The sequence below is a fragment of the Synechococcus sp. KORDI-100 genome, from assembly GCF_000737535.1.
In the GTDB taxonomy this organism is placed as follows: Bacteria; Cyanobacteriota; Cyanobacteriia; order PCC-6307; family Cyanobiaceae; genus Parasynechococcus.
In genome coordinates, this window is sequence record NZ_CP006269.1 from 2097027 (window position 1) to 2111715 (window position 14689).

Consider the following 14689-nt stretch of genomic DNA (forward strand, 5'->3'; position numbering starts at 1 on the left):
AGATCAAGGGCCGGTGAGCAGCTCGATCAAACTTCTGAGCTGGGCGAGCTGGATGGCCTCGATGAGTGTCGTGGCCATCACATCAGCCTGGTTGCTCGCTGAGCTGTCCACATCACCGCTGATCAACAGCCTCTTGATTGGAGCCCAGAACCTGCCGGCTTTCCTTCCTCTGGCTCGCTCCATCAAAGGGGTTGGGGTGTTCCTGGGAGCGACTCTCCTGCTGGAGCTGCTTGTCGTCTGTCTGTACTTCCAACTCCTTCCCAACTGGATTCTCATTGTCAGCACGCTGGCGGTTGCATTGTTGGCCTCATCTGGCAGCATCATCGGCCTGCTTCCGATGACAGGGATTGTTCTGAAAGATGATGCAATCACCAACCAGTCCCTGCAACAGAGTTCTGATGTGGGCAGCCTGAGCGGCACCCTGATTGGCGGCATTATTTACCCATACCTGAAGCTTTTTCCTCCTTCCATTCTGCTTGTACTGGCTCCGGCCTGGCTGAGCAGAAGCAGTTTCAAAAAGAGTCAGATCAGATCCACAGAGGACATCGCGTCCACCCCGGGCGTGCCGCCGACTGATCGCTGGTGCCTGCTGCAGGGTCTATGCATCGGCACCCTTTTCGCTCTTTTACCTCTCTGGGTTCTCAGCCTCAAAGACGGGTCATCGGTTGATTATTCGTTCATCCTTGGCGCCTTCATGTTGGGCCGGGTCTTCACAAACAGGCTCCTGCCCAAATTGTCAGCCGTCGGCCTTTATCTCGTCTGTGCAGTTCTGATTTTCATAGCCTTTTATCCCAACGTTCCGATCTGGCTGGATGTTCTGATCTTCATTCCATTGGGAGCGTCCGTGACACAAATTGAATTTGATCTGATTGACCATCTTCAAGGGCATGGCGATCTTCCTCTGCGCAGGGACATCCTGTTTCGCTCCTTAGCCATTGCATCGGTCCTCGGCAGCCTGTTCATGGGAATGATCGGTCAGGCCATCGGCATTCAAATTTCGCTGCTTCTGGTGGCCCTGATCTACGGACTGGCGGCTCTGATCACATGGCGTTTTCGACGACGTCGATCGACACATGCCACCACCACCAACTGACAGCGACATGGTGCCGCCGATAGCGCTGGTGATCACGGCTGGCGGGATCGACCGACTCTTCGGCGACCCCCTCTGGTGCCTTCATCCTGTGCAGGTGATGGGGAAGGCGATCTCTGTGCTGTGTCAGCGCGTTGAAGCGTTCGCCGGCGATCGGCCCTGGGCTTTGAGGCTCGGTGGAGTGCTGATCACCCTGGTGTTGGTGACATCCAGTGTCCTGGCGGGATGGAGCCTGGAGCAACTCAGCCTGCACAGCGCCTTTGTCCTGCCGCTGTTGGTGATCGGATTGGCCAGCGCTCTGGCAGCGCGCAGCCTGCGCCAAGGCGTTCTGGCCGTCGTCCAGGCTCTGCCAAGGCCACCGCAGCACGACCTCGCTGAAGCCCGCCAGCGGTTGAGCTGGATCGTGGGCCGTGATGTGACACAGCTGAACGAAGCGGAGATCGTCAGAGCCGCTGCCGAGAGTGCGTCTGAGAATGCCGTCGATGGCGTCTTCGCACCGCTGTTCTGGATGTTGCTGGGAGCTGGTCTCTGGCAGATCAACAGCAGCTGCCCTGGCCCACTCGCCCTGGCCTGGGGGTTCAAAGCCGCCAGCACCCTCGATTCCATGCTCGGCTACAGAACTGGACGACTGCGCTGGCTGGGAACCGCTGGTGCAAGACTGGACGATCTGCTCACCTGGCTGCCCTGCCGCCTCGTGATGCTGACCTTGCCCCTGATCAGCAGACCCTGGGGGCAACTGATCAACCTTGTTCAGGCGGCCGAACGGGATGGATCCAACGATCCATCCCCCAATGCCGGACGATCAGAAGCCATCTATGCCCATTGCGTGGGCATCAGCATGGGAGGAGCCAATCGCTATGGCGATCGTTGGGTCAACAAACCCTTGATCGCCGCAGACCAGCCACCACCCGATCGGGCGTCGGTCGAGACGATTCTCAGGCACACCGACCAACTTCAGTTCACCTGGATCACAACGGCTGTCGTTCTAGGGATGATCACACCCCTTGGGTGATGGCTCAGTAAGCGTGGGTGATGGCTCAGTAAGCGCCGCGGTCCATCGGCAGGAGCAACACCCCGAAGGTGCGAAGGATGATCGCCAGATCAAGGCTGAAGGAGCGGCCTCGGGCATAGGCAAGATCCAGCTTCACGCGCTTGCGGTAGCTGAGGTTGTTGCGACCGCTCACCTGCCACAGTCCCGTCAGGCCAGGGCGGACGGCTGCCACCTCATCCATGTAGTGGCCGTAGCGCGTCAGCTCCTTGTCCACAATCGGGCGAGGACCCACAACACTCATTTCTCCAAGAAGAACATTCAGGAACTGAGGCAGTTCATCCAGGCTGGAGCGGCGTAGGAAGCTCCCCACCCAGGTGATGCGTGGGTCGCGGCGAAGCTTGAAATCGCGTTCAAATTCAGCCTGAAGGCCAGGATCCTCAGAGAGAACATGCGCCAGAACCGCATCGGCATCCGCACGCATCGTGCGGAACTTGATGCATCCGAACCGTTTGTAATTACGCCCAACCCGCCGCTGCACGTAGAAAACAGGTCCCGGTGAGCTCAGCTTGACCATGGCTGCGAGGAGCAGCAGTGCCGGAGCACCAACGCTGAGAACAGTCAGCGAAAACAGGACATCACCTGTTCGCTTGAGACCCCGACCGAACAGACTCTGCTGGCGAATCAGGCTGTAGGCGTTCAGCGACGACGGCGGAGCAGTCGTCACGGCCAGGTGAGGCCTGTAAGAGCCGCGACCGATCGCCAGTCGGGCTGTCTGAGCGAGTGATGGCCGGGAGGCCGTCGTCAAGGCTCAATCTGTGTCTCGGCATACTCAACGTCACACCTGCAGCCCTGGCATCCCGGCAGGGTCACTCGCCGCAACGGCACAGTTGTGCTGATGCAGCGTCCAGGCGCGTCGCAGAGCGTCTTCAAATCGGGCTGAGAAGGCCTCAGGACGGAAGCGCTCGGCCCACTGGCGAATCGCGGCAGCATCGAGCTGGCGCCAGAGACGCGCCTCCTCGAACCAACCAACCGCCTCGACCAGAGACGCCACGGTCTGATCCGGAAACAGAAGGCCAGTCGGTTCCGAGGGATGCCGGCGGAGACAGCGAACGGTGTCGAGCAGGCCACCTCGCCCGAACCCGATCACGGGGGCCCCTGCGGCCATGGCTTCGACTGGGGCGATTCCAAAATCCTCAAGGCCGGCAAACACAAAGGCTCGGCAGCTGCTCAGCAACCCCTCGACCTGCTGGCGGGACTGACGCCCGAGGACGGTGACCGTTGGACCGGCGAGCTGCTTCAGACGACTCCGCTCGGGTCCATCACCGACCACCAGCAGAGGCAGTCCCAAACGGTTGAAGGCCTGCACCACCAGATCCACCCGTTTGTAAGGGACCAATCGGCAGAGGCAGAGATAGAAGTCATCACGTGGAACATCCCAACGGAACCGCTCCACAGCCACAGGAGGATGAATCACCTCCGCGGTCCGGCCCCAGTACCGACGAATCCGACGGGCCGTGAACCGCGAGTTGGCGATCAGATGATCGACCCGCTGCGCGCTGAGTTGATCCCACTGGCGCAGGACGTGCAATTGCCAGCGGATCAGGGGTCCAAGCCCCCTGCGCACGAGGGCGGAACGCTCCAGATAGGCATGCATCTGGTCCCAGGCGTAGCGCACAGGAGTGTGCACATAACTGACATGCAACTGATCTGGAGATGTCAACACGCCCTTGGCCACAAGGTGACTGCTGCTGATCACGAGGTCAGCGCCTGAAAGGTCGATCTGCTCAATCGCCAATGGCAGCAACGGCAGATACTGCTGAACATGGCTGCAACCCCAGGGCAGTGCCTGAATCGGGCTGGTGAGGACGGAACGACCCGCCAACCAGCTGCCTGAACAGCCGCTTTCCCCATCCACCAAGGCGGCGAGCTGAGGTTGTCGTTCCAGACCGGTCAGCAGGCGATCGATGGCCTCAACCACCAACTCGGCACCGCCGCTGGATCGTGGCGTGAACCACTCATGCACCAGAGCAAGACGTTGCGGCAGATCAGGGGGCACCGGCACGATCAACGACCCATGACTGCAACGTCACGAAGTCTCTCAGCTGATTGCGGCCATAGCGTTGGCTCACGATGCTGGTCTCCATGGGCAGTTCAAGTCTCACCATCAACGGTTTCCTGGAGGATTCGCTCAGTGAACCGGACATTGGAGTGACCGATCGGTTTCGCTGGCACGCGACCCCGGTCGGCATCGCAGCCCTCTGGACTGATGCTTCGCAGCCATCCACCCCACCCTTCGAAGAGGCCGTTGAGGAAGGCCTGAATGTTGGCCTTGATCTCAGCCGCGAAGAGCGTGAATTTCATCAGGTCCAGCAAGGTCTCGTGCTGCTGTTTCACTCCTGATTGATCAGGAATGGCCGCAGGTTGGAATCAAGTCGACAGAACAATCCGGCGTCGCAAATCGTGGAACCCGTGAGGTTGCTATGGTCCCGGCAATTTTTCTGGATTGATGCCCTCCCCTTCACCGACCGCCTTCATCGTTCTGGCAAGGATTCGGATCAAGGCCGGCTGCGTTGATGACTACATTTCGATGAGCAAGGCCACCGATGATCTGGTCCAACAGAATGAATCCGGAACAGCACACCATGTCTTCGTCTCAGACCCAAACGACCCCCTGTTGTTCACCTGGGCAGAGGCATTCGTGAATGACGAAGCCTTTCTGGAGCATTTGAACGCCCCCCATATTGCCAATTATTTCAAGGAGCATGAACGGCTTGGAGAGGCCTTCAGCCTTGAGTTTTACGGAAGCATCGGTGAGGCCAGTCTCAAAGCGATGGAGCAAACCGGAATCACCTTCACGGTTTACGAAACAGCCTGTGGATTCTCACGATTGCAATGACACTTGAACCGTCAAGTTCCAAGCAGCCAGGGGCCAGACTGAGGCATGCCTCTGGGGGCCTGACTGAGATCTCCAGGCTCCTGAACAGCAACACGCCATTCGGGAACGCGAACCGAGACAAACGATGGATGCTCGATGCGAATGCCGCCTTCAGGAGCGGCAGTACCAACGAAACCGGGCTTCCAGTGGCCTCCATCGGAAAGCCCACCACGGAACCAGACCCAGCAGCGTTGTTTGTGCAAACCACCTATTTATTCTTATGGACCTTAGGGACGCCAGAACTGAGCTGCACGAGCTTTCAAACCTTTGATATCAAGAGCGCGCAGATTGAATTCAAATCATGAATTTCAAGATCCATGCAGAATTGGCATCCGAAGGGCACACGTCAACCGTCTTTAAGCACAAAAAGAATAAAACAATCAAGTGAAGGCAACACCAGACATTATTAGCGCCGAGATACTTTCAACACACCGATGCTAAAAATCCGCGCAGACATCAAAGCAGAACTATCGAACTAAAGACGAACAAGAATCGCAGGCAACCAAGCCATTCTATCTTCAAAAAAGCAAACCAATACCTCCCACTATCAATTTCCTAAAAAAATCACAGCGACGTGCATGTTGCGCCAAAAGCTTGAATCATAAATTTTAAAAATACACGCTTGACACTGCCAGAGCGCCCACAAATTGCACTCAAAAGACATCTCCATCAGCGAAAAATCAAACTGTCGATCAAATAGCGACCCAAAAAGCTTTCAATTAAACAAAACCCTGCAATGCCAGCAGCGCATTGATTCAGTTGACAATAATGGACCACTCAGCAGTCAGATCAACAAAGCTCGAGGAAACTTGCCAAAATCACACGCTGTCAGGCAAAGCATTGAAAGGAAGTCGCAAAAGCGCCCACCAGAAAAGATTCAAAAATGACTTTTTACAGTCCTGGCTTCACTTGCAATGAACACACAACGGAGAGGGTGGGATTCGAACCCACGAGGGTGTGACCCCTACACGATTTCGAGTCGTGCGCAATCAACCGGACTCTGCCACCTCTCCAGACGCCTGCTGGCGCTTACACACACTAGATCCTGATCTGAGCTCTGCCTTGCGGCAATCGAGCCATCGACGATCAGTTCGACTCGGTTGAAACCCCAGCCAGTAGCCCCTGATGGATCTGTGGGGACGATCGGAACCCGTTGCTTGCAGGGACCACAAGGCCTGCGGACTCGGCAGGACCCACCAACGCTGGCGACCGGCTGTCAGAAGCATCGGCTGCCCACGTTGTGCCAGCAGTTGCACAGACAGTCCGGAGCTGACCAGCCTTTGCCCCATCTCCAACGGCATCTGCCCCTGATGTTCCGCCAGCACCGTTCGAGCCAGGTGCTGCCAGCAGGGAAGCGTGTCCGTCGCAACGGGATCCAGCAACAGCACCCAGTCGAGTTGGTGATGGCCATGAACTTCAGCGAGGCGTCTGGCCACACGGCAGCCCTGGTGATCGCCGCTGCTGCTGATCAAGGCGGCACGCCCCCGGTGGCGAGCCAGCAGCCAGGAGCGGCGGAACTGGCGAACACTCACAACGCCATCGGCCAGTTGCCCATGGCTGTGGATCAGCACCGCCGACAACACCAACAGCGGCCCAAGCCAACGCCATGGAGGGATGCATGCGCGCCACCACAGCAGCAGACCCAGCACCAGCAGCCCCACCATCCAGGGCTGGGGGTATCCCGTGAGCAACTGGGCTCCAGGCCGGCAAAGCGTTGAACGAATATCCACCGCGTGGCAAGTTGAGCTCATGGGGATGCTCATCAATTACGGACGGGTCAGCAGTCCGCAACAGGCGAATCAAGGAGCGCTTGAGCGGCAGGAGAAACAGCTGCTCGCCAGCGTCCCGGCGGATGAATCAATCCTGGATGTCGGCAGTGGCACCAACACCAACCGCGTCGGCTATCAGCGGCTCTGTCAGCTGATTGCTGATGGTGTCGTCGACGAGGTTCGTGTCGCGGATCAGGACCGCTTGAACCGTGATGTCTCGGCAGACATTGAGTTCTTTCAGCTCGCTCAGGCCAACGACACGAAGATCACGGATCTGAATGGCCGTGAGCTGGAGATGCGCACGCCGGATGGTGAGCTGCTTTCAACTGTTGTCTCTGCCCTGAATCAGCATCGCTCGAAGCTTTACCGGCAGAAGGTGAAGCGGGCGCTGGAACAGGCCAGGAAGGACGGCAAACCAGCGGTGGCGCAGGTGCCATTTGGTTTCCGGAAAGTGCGTGATTCCGGTGGCCGGCTCATTGGCATCGAGCCGGATCCGACCAGGTTGCCGGAGGTTCGTGATCGTGTCCGCTGGTTTCTCGCCGGCAAGAGCCTCTCCACGGTGGTGAAGCTCATTGCCGACAAATACGAAAAGCAAGTCAGTGTGACGGCCCTGAAGCGCTGGTTTCTGGCCACTCCACAGCTCACAGGACGTCTTGCCTGGCTTCGGGACAAGACAACTGGTGAATTCACCGAGGTGGCCAAAGAGCAGTCGTTTGAGCCATTAATCAGCGATCACGAAGCCGAGCAGATCAGTCATCGCCTCTCTCAGTCCAGAACAACCAAGGGTCTGGCTGGGAAAACTCCGCGAATGTTCACCGGCCTATGTCGTTGCAACGCGTGCGGAGGCGTACTGACGAATCGTCAAAGCCGGCAGAGCACTCTTTACCTGCGATGCCACACCCGAACGTGTTCGTTCTACGGGCGAAGCATCCGTACGGATGTCGTTTTTGGCGTGACGCAATTTGCCTTGGCTGAACACGCGAAGAGGCTTTACCCGCTTCTGACGGCTCCAAAGGCAGAGCCTGGAGGCGTTGCGGAGCTTCGCGCTGAAATCAAGATGCTTGAGGCCATCAGCGGCACAGAAACGCTTATCGCAATTAAGCGCCGGCAGATCAATGATCTGCGCGCCAATCAGACCGACACGCCGAGCTGGGTGCTGATTGGTGCGTTGCGGTCGCCGACCTTCTGGTTGCAGAACGAAGCCAAGCTGAATCGGATCCTGCGGTTTCTGATCGATCAGATTGACGTGACAATCGGATCGACGCCAACAACTGGCACGATCAGCGCCGTCCGTTGCAGAACAGCACCGGCCCTCGCGCCGCTGCCTCCAGATCAAAACGACATCCAGTTGAAACACGGCTTGCCCGGCCTGGTTTTCGCAGCGAGACACGCTGAGCAGATGTCCGCAGCGCTTGAATCCTTCGATTAGCGCCGCAAATCAATAATCAACGTGCCACAGCTAGCTAGCTTGTAAGACTTCAGTGTCAGCCTTGCATGTCAACGATTAGGCCGGCAAAATAACAAAAATTTGAATGCAATATTGCGCCTTGATGGGCGACAAAAATTGATTAGCGTTGAAATACGAACCCTTGTGAAACCCGGCGGTGCTGGCGTTTTCTGAGGGCCCCTGACCGGCGGTGCTGCGAGGGAATCCAGGCCATTTTTTCAAAAAAAATACCCCAGAGGGACCAACCTCTGAGGCCTGGGAAGGACTGATGGCTCTAACTTAGCGGCTTGTCAGTCCACGTCCAAGGGCGGTGCTTGCGGACGAAAAGAAATTCTCTTTTCGGACTGACGAATAATGAAACCGATCACAAATAGCACGCAGAAGCTGCTCGATGCAGGCGCGCTTGTTGATGAGCACTACGAACGCTGGGACCTTGGGATCAGCCTGCGAGTTGATCGCCTGCTTGTGGAAGCGGAGACGCTGGCGGAGGAGGAGCGGCAGTCCGAAGACGAATGGAGCTGGGCCTTTGAAGAGCCTGCGGAGGCGGCCTGATGGATTGGGCTACTCTGATTACCGAAGCTCCCTTCGATTGGGCGCTGATTCCTCTCGACGGCAACAAACGCCCGATTGATCCAGAAACCGGCCAGCCGCTGGTCAAGTGGCAGTCAAGCCCTGGATATGACATCGATGGCTTGTCTCAGCTCAATGGCTGCGTCAAGGCTGTGGGCTTGAAGCTTGGCCCTGATTCCGGCGGGGTTGTCGCTGTTGACTTTGATGGCCCACCAGCGGTCGGCAAGTTCAAAGAAATCTTCGGCCGCCCACCGACAGATCTGCCGCCAACGATCGGCTGCACGTCCGGCAAGCCTTCACGCGGTCAACGGTTTTTTTTGGTTGATCAGGACTGGTGGCCCGCCATGCTCAATGGCCGCAAGTGGAAGGACAACGGCAGCGTTTGCCTCGAGCTTCGTTGGGCAGGCCATCAATCGGTGATCGCCGGCGCTCATCCGGAAACCGGTTCGTATCGGTGGCTGCCCCACAGCTCCCCAGCAGAGCGAGAGATGGCGACCGCACCGGATTGGTTGCTGGAGCCACTCATCCGCAATGAATCCAATCTCGAGCCCTACATCCCCACCGGTGAAGACTCCACCCGAGCGGTGGCGATGCTCAAATTCGTAGACCCGCTCCAGCGCAGCAGTTACGACGACTGGCTCACGATCGGCATGGCACTGCATCACACCGATCGTGGGTTGTTGTCGACCTGGGTCGATTGGGCTCGGCCGATGCCCAACTTCGATGAGGCTGAATGTCTGGCCAAATGGGCGTCGTTCGGCTCTGAATATCGCGGCAAGCCCGCGACGATTCGATCCCTGCATCACCACGCCAAGGCTGGCGGGTACAAAGAGGCGAGGCGCAAGATAAAAGACCGTCTCTCTCTACAGGCTGAGACAGCGACTCCAAAGGGAAAGGGCGAAGAGGCGAAAAAAGAGCTTCCACCGATTGATCAGTGGGACTTGATGCTCAAAGGTTTGGTGGATCCAAACCACCCCTCGTTCGAGAAGAACACCATTCGCCGGCAGATTCGTGCGGCAACTGCTGCCCGAGAACTTGGCGTTTCCGCCAGCCCTCAAAACGTTCGCGCCACCTTGTTGCAGCATCAGCGCAACCTGATCGCTGGGACCGAAGAGAAGGGCACCCGTGGGGGAGAGAAGGCCAAGTTCAAGTCGAAGGAATTCCTGATCAACAACCTGATCGCATTGCGATGCCTCACCGGCATTGCAGCGTTCAACAAGGTCGGCAAGACCAAGCTCGCCACGGAGTTGGTGGCATCACTGATCCATCAGCAACCTTTCATGGGCAACCCGGAATGGATGCCTGCATCGTCACCCCCTGGGGGTTGGAAATTCATCCTTTGGTGGGTCGATCAACCCGGTGCTGATTCCTCGAGTTATTTGAAGGCCCGAGGCCTGATGGACGACGACGGCACTCTTCATCCGCAGATCGTCAAGCTCTACACCGAAGAGGATGACCTCGCCTGGGATGACGCCGGTATGGATCGATTGATCCAAGACACGGCAGAAACTCCCGGCGTTGTGCTGATCACTGACTCCTTTTTTCATTCCATTCAGCGGATTCATGGAAGTGATCAGGAGCCCGAGGCCGGTGGTGCGCTGATCGACGTGCAGACGCTCCTCAGCCAAACGGAAACCACTCACGTCTGCCTGTTCCACTCACCAAAGGAAACTGGCCCTGTGGGGATCAATGCGATCCGTGGTCACAGTTCTGCCGGTGGCGCTGTCTCCGGGACCATCAGCCTGCACTTTCTCGAGAAGAGGGATCCACAAAGCTCTAAGTGGGTTGCCGACAAAGAAAACCCACATCGCCGGATGGTGTTTGAAGGCCGGGGCCCCTATTCCGACCTCTTGATCCGTGGTGATTGGGAGAAGGGCACTTTCAATGTTCTCGGAAACTTCCAGCAGAAGCTCAGTGAGTTGACCGACGACGATCGCAAAGCATCGGCTCTCGAAGAACTCACCGAAGGCCAGCGCCAAACTCTCGAATGGGTTGGAACTGCCATCGGCATGTGGAACGCAAACGATGGCGTCACTGTTTCGCAGGTTGCTGGCGCCATGGTTCACCCGCGCAAGCCAACACATTCCGAAGTTGAAAACACACGCAAGCAACTCAATGCACTGGTGAAAAAAGAGCTGCTGTCACCCATCAAAGGGGCGCTAAGCACGCGATACAACTATCGATCTGTTGATGGTTGATTTGGTTGGAATCCAGTCTCTGACTGCTTTGTCATGGTTGGAACAATCGCCGGAATTTGGCCCCTATATGGAGATAGTGAGTTCAAAACAGTTGATTTGGTTGGAATCCAGTCCCTCACTGCGTTCTCTTGGTTGGCTCCAACCGTTGCCAACCGTTGCCAACCGTTGGCCCCAACTATCAAATCCCTCTCCACCACTTCATTCCAACCACATCAACCCTTCTAGAGGACTCTCCCCTATATAGAGACTGATCCAAAACAGCCCGCCAAAATAGTTTCGGAAAGTTCATTTTTTGCCCATGGCTGGCAGACCTTCAATCAGAAAGTCGCAAGAGCGCGCTGAGAAGGCCTTTGAGTGGCACATCAAGGGCCAGTCCAACAAAGAAATCGCAAAGAGGCTTGGCGTTTCTGAGACGGCCGCAGGGAAACTGGTGCGAAAAATGGCTCGAGAACATCCGCTCACGACGATGTCAGCGGCAGAACGGGCTGGCGTTTGCGCCGCAATGATGGCAGCGATCAGCCGTGAGCTTTGGCAAGAGATCGCTGATGCGAAACAACGTGGAGCTCGGGATGAGCTGAGGTCGCTGCTCGGTATCGCGAGCTTGCATTCACAAAGGGTCTCGAGAGTGATGCTGGATCAAGCCGACGTTGCGATCAGCGTCGTAAATGTCAGTGAGAGCACCGTAAATAGCCTGGCTCCGATGGGTGCCGATTGTTATCAAGCGTGGCTTCAAAGCGGTGGACCCGGAGCTTTGACAGCGATGCCACCGCAGGGTCTGACGGTGGAGACCAGCCCAGTTCCTGACGTGCCGTAATTCAACAGTTGCGGCATGCGACTCCACTAACCTCCAGCATTGAGTTCTTGCTATGCCGTAAGTATATGTCACAATGCTGGCATGGCAAAGACGATCGGTTACGCCCGGTGCAGCACCAACGGCCAAGACCTCACCATCCAGCGGCAGGCCCTGACGGATGCCGGAGTTGATCAGCTGTTTGCGGAACACATCAGCGGAGCGGCGGCCTACTCCGAACGACATGAGCTTCAGGCCGCGATTGGTGCATGCAAGGCAGGCGACGTTCTGCTTGTGGCCAAGCTCGACCGCCTTGGCCGGACGATGGAGGCTTGCGTTGCCCGTGTGGCCGAGCTGCTGGATGCAGGGATTCACGTCAAGACCCTGGACGGCAGGGTCGACACCAAAGGCTTGGGAAAAATGGCGAAGTTGGTGGTCGGCATCCTGGCCGCTGCTGCTGAGATCGAAAGGGAGTTGATCCTGGAGCGGACGCAGGAGGGCATCAGAGAAGCCCGCGCCAAAGGTGTGCCGTTTGGCCCCAAGCGCAAGTGGAGCGATGAAGAGCAGGCGCTGGTGCAGCAGCTTCGCAGCCAGGGCAAGAGCTATGGAGCGATCAGCAAGGCGACAGGGAAGACGATCAGCACGATCCGCCGAATGCTGGGCGCGAGCTGATCAGATCCCGTTCGTTCCGGATGCCCCGCGTTGATCCGGGTGGAGCTGTTAGTACAGCCGATCCATGCGCGGTGCCCTTGTCAGTTGATCACTCCGCACCCTTCCCGATCAGAGCGGCGGATCCGTTGTTCCTTTCAGTGAAAGCGGGAATGACCGTCATCGTTCGGCATTTGCCGCCATGTGGGTTGGACACGGAAGAAGACCGGTGGTGGATGGCCGACGTGATCCACGTTGACGGTGGGGCTCGAAACCCAAAGATGCCGACGTTGTTTCAGGTGGCCGACGTGGACACCGGGACGGTGCAGTGGATCAATGCCGACCTTGTGACTCACATCGTCCCGCGGGTGTGACCCCGTTCAATTGGGGCGGGGATCGGCGGGTGGCGTCCAAGTCCAGCTCAGGGTGCCGTCGTCCCAGTGCTCGGAACGCCAACGCTGCTGCTGACGGCCATCGGCCAGGTGCCGCTCGGCCAGCGCCAGGATCCGTCGACGATCTTCATCACGTCGGCTGCGGGGCATGGCGGCCACCATCCGCTCCAAGTGCCAATCCCAGGCCCGCTCGATGTCACTGCGGTGGCCCTCCCATCGATCCTGGCTGGTCAGCCAATGACGCTGATCAGCCTCGAAATCACGCTGATCCAGATCACCCTGGCGGCGCTGCTGCTGCACCTTCTGGAGGCCCTGCTCACAGCGTTCGATCTGCTGTGTCATCTCACCGATCAGCCACTGGTACTTGGCCAGCTCCAGCACCGGGTCATCAGACAGCGACTCCCAGAGCAGAAGACCGTCCTCTTCTGCCTTGGCAACACGCTCACGGTGGAACTTCCAGCGGAAGTCGTAGCCAGACGGAGCCGTCCAATCGTCGTCGTCTCGGCGGCCGAGGCTGCGGAATCGCAGCTTGACCGGATCACCTGGCTGTCTGGGCAGCTCCAGCCACCATGCAGCCTTCTGGATCCCCCTGGCGTCCTTGGGCTGGCCAGACCATGCCGGCAGCTCGTCGATGTAGTTGAAACGCCACCGTGCCCACCGCTCCATCAGCAATGGTGCAGAAAGCTCACCAAGGCCGATCAGCACCCGCGTGCGCAGGGTGTCGACGTGCTTGCCCAGCTCCACATCAACCCGCTCCAGCTTGGTGTCGCCTTGGCGGTAGTAGCGCCAGCGGAACACTGGGTACTCATTGCCACGAGCCCGCTTGGTGATGCGCTGGAGCTGTCCTGATGGTCGCTTGGCGGGGGTGGTCTTCATGCCTCCAGCATATGTTGTACCCCACGTTTTTATGTGAGAGCCTTCTGAGAGGTGCCCAGGGCCGGCCACAAGGCGGGCTCAGTTGCTGGCTCGTCCAGGTAGTCCCCATGCAGAGAAGCCCCACAAGCTGACCCGGTTCGATCCGGGTGAACAGCTCAACTTGAGTTACGGAATCAGCAGTGCAGCATCTGGAACGGTCTTCCAGCTGGATCACTGAAACTCAGATAGAAAGCCTCACCGCGCATTGATCGTTATGGCAAAGGATCACGACCACGACCATCACGGTCATGACCACGATCATGATCACGATCACGGTGAGGAGGTGCTGGAGTTCTCAGCCAAGAAACCCAGCAAGCTCAAAAGCTTTGATTCCGATGCCCTGATCCATGTTGATGGCATCGAGGATGGATCCTTTGCAGTTGCCTCCAGCAAGAAGGAACTCAAGGCACTGATGAAGTCTGATGCCGATGTGGTCTACGACGAGAAGAAAGGCAAGCTCTACCTCAACGACAACGGCACTGCCAAAGGTTGGGGAAAGAAGAAGGTTGGTGGTTTGCTTGCCACCTTCAAAGGCAAGCCTGACCTCACCGCTGATCACTTCGAAGGTCTTTCAGCTCATAAGGGTGATGCCATCACCGGTGGTGGTGGAAGCAATGGTGGTGACATCAAGGAGCAGATCGCTTCTCTCCGCGAAGGCTTAAGTGAATCCGAGGTGTCTGAGCTGTATGGCGAGACGTTGATTGACCCCAAGAAGGGTCTCAAGAGCATCACGAAGGCAGGCAAGAAAGAGGGTTACAAATTCGATAAAGCTGAACTCGGTGCTGCACTCGATGAAATGGACGATTCAGGTGCATTCAGTGATGTAGAGCTTGATGCTGCAGCCCTGGCATCGCTGATGGGAATGGGTGGTGAGCAAGAGCGAAGTGGTAGTAGTGGTGGTTCTTGAACTGATGCACTGTCCCCGCTCGCTGAACTGACTTCCC

16 protein-coding genes and 1 tRNA gene are annotated in these 14689 nt (G+C 57.7%); 11 read left to right on the forward strand and 6 right to left on the reverse strand.

What is annotated here, in order from left to right:
* Window positions 1-13 precede the first annotated feature (13 nt).
* On the forward strand, window positions 14-1093 hold the full coding sequence (locus tag KR100_RS10835) for a hypothetical protein (RefSeq protein WP_038545803.1): 1080 nt from the start codon (window positions 14-16) through the stop codon (window positions 1091-1093).
* A complete protein-coding gene (gene cbiB, locus KR100_RS10840) occupies window positions 1074-2102 on the forward strand; it encodes an adenosylcobinamide-phosphate synthase CbiB (RefSeq protein ID WP_239420321.1) in 1029 nt (342 codons plus the stop codon). Before KR100_RS10835 ends, cbiB begins: the two co-directional genes overlap by 20 nt.
* Before the next feature lie 25 nt (window positions 2103-2127).
* Here the strand turns inward: cbiB and KR100_RS10845 are convergent, their stop codons facing one another.
* Together KR100_RS10845 and KR100_RS10850 are read right to left on the reverse strand one after the other, a co-directional pair.
* Entirely contained in the window at window positions 2128-2886 is a 759-nt protein-coding gene (locus KR100_RS10845) for a sugar transferase (RefSeq protein WP_038545806.1), read from the reverse strand.
* A gap of 30 nt (window positions 2887-2916) precedes the next feature.
* Entirely contained in the window at window positions 2917-4143 is a 1227-nt protein-coding gene (locus KR100_RS10850) for a glycosyltransferase (protein WP_239420322.1), read from the reverse strand.
* Window positions 4144-4211: 68 nt separating this feature from the next.
* Here KR100_RS10850 and KR100_RS10855 point away from each other — a divergent pair, with 68 nt between their 5' ends.
* Both KR100_RS10855 and KR100_RS10860 read left to right on the forward strand, forming a co-directional pair.
* Window positions 4212-4481 carry a hypothetical protein gene (locus tag KR100_RS10855; RefSeq protein ID WP_038545809.1) on the forward strand — a complete coding sequence of 90 codons (270 nt, stop codon included), beginning with the start codon at window positions 4212-4214 and terminating at the stop codon, window positions 4479-4481.
* A 106-nt stretch (window positions 4482-4587) separates the two neighbouring features.
* Complete coding sequence (locus KR100_RS10860) at window positions 4588-4977, forward strand: putative quinol monooxygenase (protein ID WP_038545810.1); 390 nt, start codon at window positions 4588-4590, stop codon at window positions 4975-4977.
* An 11-nt stretch (window positions 4978-4988) separates the two neighbouring features.
* On the opposite strand, the gene KR100_RS15095 is transcribed toward KR100_RS10860, so the two are convergent.
* From KR100_RS15095 to KR100_RS15100, 3 genes are all read right to left on the reverse strand, one after another.
* A complete protein-coding gene (locus KR100_RS15095) occupies window positions 4989-5219 on the reverse strand; it encodes a hypothetical protein (RefSeq protein ID WP_071839894.1) in 231 nt (76 codons plus the stop codon).
* Window positions 5220-5942: 723 nt separating this feature from the next.
* Window positions 5943-6029: transfer RNA gene (locus KR100_RS10870), tRNA-Ser, on the reverse strand.
* Window positions 6006-6767 (reverse strand): hypothetical protein, encoded by a 762-nt coding sequence (locus KR100_RS15100; protein WP_204207699.1) that lies wholly within the window; start codon window positions 6765-6767, stop codon window positions 6006-6008. The genes KR100_RS10870 and KR100_RS15100 overlap by 24 nt, the downstream gene beginning before the upstream one ends.
* Between KR100_RS15100 and KR100_RS10885 the strand changes: the two genes are divergently transcribed.
* From KR100_RS10885 to KR100_RS10910, 6 genes are all read left to right on the forward strand, one after another.
* A complete protein-coding gene (locus KR100_RS10885) occupies window positions 6766-8214 on the forward strand; it encodes a recombinase family protein (RefSeq protein WP_038545815.1) in 1449 nt (482 codons plus the stop codon). The genes KR100_RS15100 and KR100_RS10885 overlap by 2 nt on opposite strands.
* 372 nt (window positions 8215-8586) lie before the next feature.
* A complete protein-coding gene (locus KR100_RS10890) occupies window positions 8587-8784 on the forward strand; it encodes a hypothetical protein (protein ID WP_038545818.1) in 198 nt (65 codons plus the stop codon).
* A complete protein-coding gene (locus tag KR100_RS10895; RefSeq protein WP_038545821.1) occupies window positions 8784-11000 on the forward strand; it encodes a bifunctional DNA primase/polymerase in 2217 nt (738 codons plus the stop codon). Before KR100_RS10890 ends, KR100_RS10895 begins: the two co-directional genes overlap by 1 nt.
* A 439-nt stretch (window positions 11001-11439) precedes the next feature.
* Window positions 11440-11814 (forward strand): hypothetical protein, encoded by a 375-nt coding sequence (locus KR100_RS10900; RefSeq protein WP_156098053.1) that lies wholly within the window; start codon window positions 11440-11442, stop codon window positions 11812-11814.
* 81 nt (window positions 11815-11895) lie between these two features.
* Window positions 11896-12462, forward strand: a complete 567-nt coding sequence (locus tag KR100_RS10905) for a recombinase family protein (protein ID WP_038545827.1) — start codon at window positions 11896-11898, stop codon at window positions 12460-12462.
* Window positions 12463-12539: 77 nt separating this feature from the next.
* Complete coding sequence (locus KR100_RS10910; RefSeq protein ID WP_038548668.1) at window positions 12540-12812, forward strand: DUF3104 domain-containing protein; 273 nt, start codon at window positions 12540-12542, stop codon at window positions 12810-12812.
* Between the two features lie 6 nt (window positions 12813-12818).
* Here KR100_RS10910 and KR100_RS10915 read toward each other — a convergent pair whose 3' ends face one another.
* Window positions 12819-13706: a hypothetical protein gene (locus KR100_RS10915; RefSeq protein WP_038545829.1), complete on the reverse strand. Its 888-nt coding sequence runs from the start codon at window positions 13704-13706 to the stop codon at window positions 12819-12821.
* 253 nt (window positions 13707-13959) lie between these two features.
* Between KR100_RS10915 and KR100_RS10920 the strand changes: the two genes are divergently transcribed.
* Complete coding sequence (locus KR100_RS10920; protein ID WP_038545832.1) at window positions 13960-14652, forward strand: hypothetical protein; 693 nt, start codon at window positions 13960-13962, stop codon at window positions 14650-14652.
* Window positions 14653-14689 lie beyond the last annotated feature (37 nt).